A 3874-nucleotide genomic window follows, 5' to 3' on the forward strand; every position below is an offset into this window, starting at 1 on the left:
ACCGCCACGGCCGGATCCCCGCGTCGTCGCCGGGCAGCGGCGCGCGGGGAGGCGGTAGCGGAAGGGTCGCGGCGCGGGAGCCGAGCAGGCGGCTCTGCGGCAGCGCGGTCGCACGCGGTGCGCACGCCTGGAGCACGTCGGTGCGCGCCGCGCCCTTGCCGAACGCCTCGAACAGGGCGTCGGCGAGGGTACGGGTCGCCCGGCGCTGTCCGGCGTCGGCGATGCCGCGCATCCAGATCACCCCGGCGGTGGCGGGGTCTGCGGGGTCGTCGATCACGGTGTGCTTCCATCTCGTCACAGGTTCGGCACACCCCTATCCAAACCCGAAGCGGGCCCTTCCCTCCGGCGAACGGCGTATGTCGCCGTTCTGAGAGTTTTCCGACGTTCCCCAGGCGAGGCCCTTTACACAGTAAGATCGGGTTGGATTCGCGCGCGGCACGCCGGGAGCGCGCCCGGCGCGGCGCCGGAACCGGGCGCGCCGGACGGCCCGCATCCCCGAAAGGCCAGGTCAGCCGTGGGGGAACTGCTGCGTGTCGGTGCGGACGGCCGAGTCCACCGGATCGTCCCCCGCCGGCGCCTCGATCCTGCCGCCCCGCCGCCGGTCGGTCCGGTGCCCGAACAACGAGTAGTCCACGATCTCCGGGATCACGCGCGGCGCGTCCACCACCACATCGGCGAACAGGTGCACGACCCAGCTGGCCACCAGGCCGACGGCGACCAGAATCGCCCCGATGACGAACACCACCCAGTTCGGGCCGACGCACAGGGCCACCCCGCCGACCAGGAACCCCAGGAACACGATGAAGACGGCGACCCACGACCCCGGCCTGCCCGCGTGCGAGCCGTGGACCTCGGTCTCCTCCGTCGCGGTGCCAGAGGAGTTCATATGAGACATGACGAAACCCCCGTTCTGGGGTAAATCTGCCCGCGTCGTAGCGGTGTGTAACCATGGACGCGCGGACCGTGCGGGCCTAGCATCGCACCGTGCTTGTCTCCGGAGCTCTCCACTACTTCCGCGTCCTGCCCGAACAGTGGCCCCAGCGCCTGGCGATGCTGCGCGCCCTCGGCCTGGACGCGGTCGAGACCTACCTCGCCTGGAACCTCCACGAGCCCGAACCGGGGACCTTCGTCCTCGACGGGCGCGCCGACGTCGGCCGGTTCCTCGACCTGGCCGCCGAGGCCGGGCTCGACGCGATCGTCCGCCCCGGCCCCTACATCTGCGCCGAGTGGGACAACGGCGGGCTGCCGTCCTGGCTGCTGGCCGACCGGACCGCGCGGCTGCGCTGCTCCGACCCCGAGTACCTCGGCCACGTCGCCCGCTACTTCGACGCCGTCCTGCCGGCGGTCGTGGAGAGGCAGCGGACCCGCGGCGGCAACGTGGTGACGCTGCAGATCGAGAACGAGTACGGCTCCTACGGGACCGACCGGCGGTACATGGAGTGGGTGCGCGACGCGCTGCGCGAACGCGGCGTGGACGTCCCGCTCGCGACCTCCGACGGCGTCTCGGACTACCAGCTGACCGGCGGGACGGTCCCGGGCGTCCCCGCCGCGGTGAACTTCGGCGACCACCCCGAGGACGCGTTCGCGACGCTCGCCCGGTACCGCCCGGACGACCCGCCGAGGTGCATGGAGTTCTGGAACGGCTGGTTCGACCACTGGGGCGAGCAGCACCACACCCGCACCCCGGCCGACGCGGCCGGCGTCCTCGACCGCATCCTGGCGGCGGGCGCGTCGGTGAACCTGTACATGGCGCACGGCGGCACGAACTTCGGCACGACGGCGGGCGCGAACCTCGGCGGGTCCGAGTCGCTCGGCGGGTACCAGCCGACGGTCACCTCCTACGACTACGACGCGCCCATCGACGAGCGCGGCGCGCCGACCGCGAAGTTCCACGCGATCCGCGAGGTGCTGGCCAAGCACCGGAAGGACCGGCCGATCCCCGAGCCCGAGCCGCTGCCGCCGGTGCTGCCCGCCGGGACCGTCCGGCTGGACGAGACGCTCCGGCTGCTGGACGTCCCGCCCGCGTCGATCACCGGTTCGGCCGTCCCGCGGACGTTCGAGGAACTCGGGCTGCACCACGGCCTGGTGCTATACCGGTCGGCGATCCCGGGCCCGCGCGAGTCGCATCCGCTGCACCTGGACGGCCTGGCCGACCGCGCCCACGTGTACGTGGACGGTGTGCTCACGGCCGTGCTGGAGCGCTCCGCCGAGACCTCGGTGCCGGTCGCGGTGAAGGGCGACAGCGCCTCGCTGGAGATCCTGGTCGAGTCGATGGGGCGGGTGAACTACGGCCCCGGGCTCGGCGACCGCAAGGGCCTGGTCGGGGGCGTCCGGCACGACCAGCAGTTCCTCAACGGCTGGACGGCCGCCACCCACCCGCTGGACGACATCGCCGACCTGCCCTGGGGGACGGCCGACACCGCCGGGCGCGGGCCGGTCTACCACCGCGGCGTCCTCACCGTGGACGAGCCGCGCGACGGCTACCTCGCCCTGCCCGGATGGACCAAGGGCTACGTCTGGGTCAACGGCTTCTGCCTCGGGCGGTACTGGGACCGCGGCCCGCAGCGGACGCTGTACCTGCCCTGGCCCCTGCTGCGGCCGGACGCCAACGAGCTGGTCGTCCTGGAGCTGGACGACGTCGCCGATCCGGTCGTGGAGATCAGGACCGAGCCCGAACTCTGAGGTCCGGAGAGTGACGGGTCCGTGTTCCGCGGGCCCGTCTTTCGGGGAACGGCGTGCCGAAGTGTCGCCCCGCGACTACGCTTCGTGCGCCATGAGGACCACGCACGGGCTCAGCGAGATCATCGTCGGCGAGGCGCTCCAACGGCGCTCCCCCGCGCAGGGCAAGGCCTACCTGGCGGGCGGCGGCCTCGTCCCCGGCGTGCCCATCCCCCCGGTGCTGCTGGCGCCCGTCCCCGAACTGGTGGCGGCGGTCCGCGACTGCGAGATGTACCGGATGGTGAGCGCGCACATCGGCTGGGCCCGGCGCGGCCGCCCGCTGGTCCCCGACGGGGCGCCGGTGCCCGACGACGTGCTGGCGCTCGTCCGGGAACGGCTGCCCGACTCCGCGCCGCGCGGCGAGGCGCTGCGCCACGCGGCGCGGGTGTTCTGGGACGTCCTGGTCAGGGCGGACATCCTGCATCCGGACGAGGAGGCGGGCCTGCTGCGGCCCGGCGCGACGGCCCTGGCCCTGACCGGCCCCGACGAGGACGCGGCGCTGGCCGCCTGGCACCGCACGGTGCTCGCCCTGCTGGACGAGTGGGGCGGCGTCGGCCCCGGCGACGGCCCCCGGCGGCAGGGCCTGACCGCGAACCTGCTCGTCTCGATCTACACCTACGACCAGCCGATCCCCCGGACCAGCATCACGCCGTGGCTGGGCGAGGACGGCCAGACCGCGATGGGCCACCACCTGGACGCCCTGTACGAGTGCGGGCTGATCGAGTACGAGACGGTCCGGGTCGGCATCACGCCCCTCGGCCGGTCGGTGACCCGCGTCCTGCTGGAGGACGCGACCGGGATACGAATACCGGTGGTCGGCGACCACGCCGGCGGGGGCGCGGCCGAGCTGCTGGCGGCGCTGCCCTTCTACCCCGGGTTCATGGTCGAACCGGAGGTGCGGCTCTGGCTGGCGGGCGGCGGCCGGACCGTCGAGGAGGGCGCGGCCGAGTTCGCCGGGGCCCTGCGGGAGGTCTCCCCCGGCGCCCGCCGCGCGGGACTGGACATCCTGGCGGGCAGGTACGGCGCGCCGTTCGGCGACGACGGCCGCCGGGCGCTGGCGGCCCTCGCCGACGACCCGGCGCTCGCGGGCCTGGTCCGCAGCCGCCTGACCGACGCCGAGCGCGCCGCCCTGGCCGGGCCCGCGCCGGGCGGGTCC

4 protein-coding genes are annotated in these 3874 nt (G+C 74.2%); 2 read left to right on the top strand and 2 right to left on the bottom strand.

The features are described 5' to 3' along the window. Both AB0J52_RS31300 and AB0J52_RS31305 read right to left on the bottom strand, forming a co-directional pair. A partial coding sequence (locus AB0J52_RS31300; protein ID WP_500186350.1) for a hypothetical protein occupies window positions 1-277 on the bottom strand: 277 nt, incomplete at its 3' end. Window positions 278-508: 231 nt separating this feature from the next. Beyond that, the gene (locus AB0J52_RS31305) at window positions 509-886 is read right to left on the bottom strand and encodes an HGxxPAAW family protein (RefSeq protein ID WP_500186352.1); all 378 of its coding nucleotides are present in this window, start codon (window positions 884-886) and stop codon (window positions 509-511) included. A gap of 98 nt (window positions 887-984) precedes the next feature. On the opposite strand from AB0J52_RS31305, the gene AB0J52_RS31310 reads away from it, so the two are divergent. Continuing rightward, the gene (locus AB0J52_RS31310; RefSeq protein WP_500186354.1) at window positions 985-2682 is read left to right on the top strand and encodes a glycoside hydrolase family 35 protein; all 1698 of its coding nucleotides are present in this window, start codon (window positions 985-987) and stop codon (window positions 2680-2682) included. A gap of 91 nt (window positions 2683-2773) precedes the next feature. Beyond that, a partial coding sequence (locus AB0J52_RS31315) for a hypothetical protein (protein WP_500186356.1) occupies window positions 2774-3874 on the top strand: 1101 nt, incomplete at its 3' end.

It is taken from the genome of Spirillospora sp. NPDC049652 (assembly GCF_040675125.1).
In the GTDB taxonomy this organism is placed as follows: Bacteria; Actinomycetota; Actinomycetes; order Streptosporangiales; family Streptosporangiaceae; genus Spirillospora.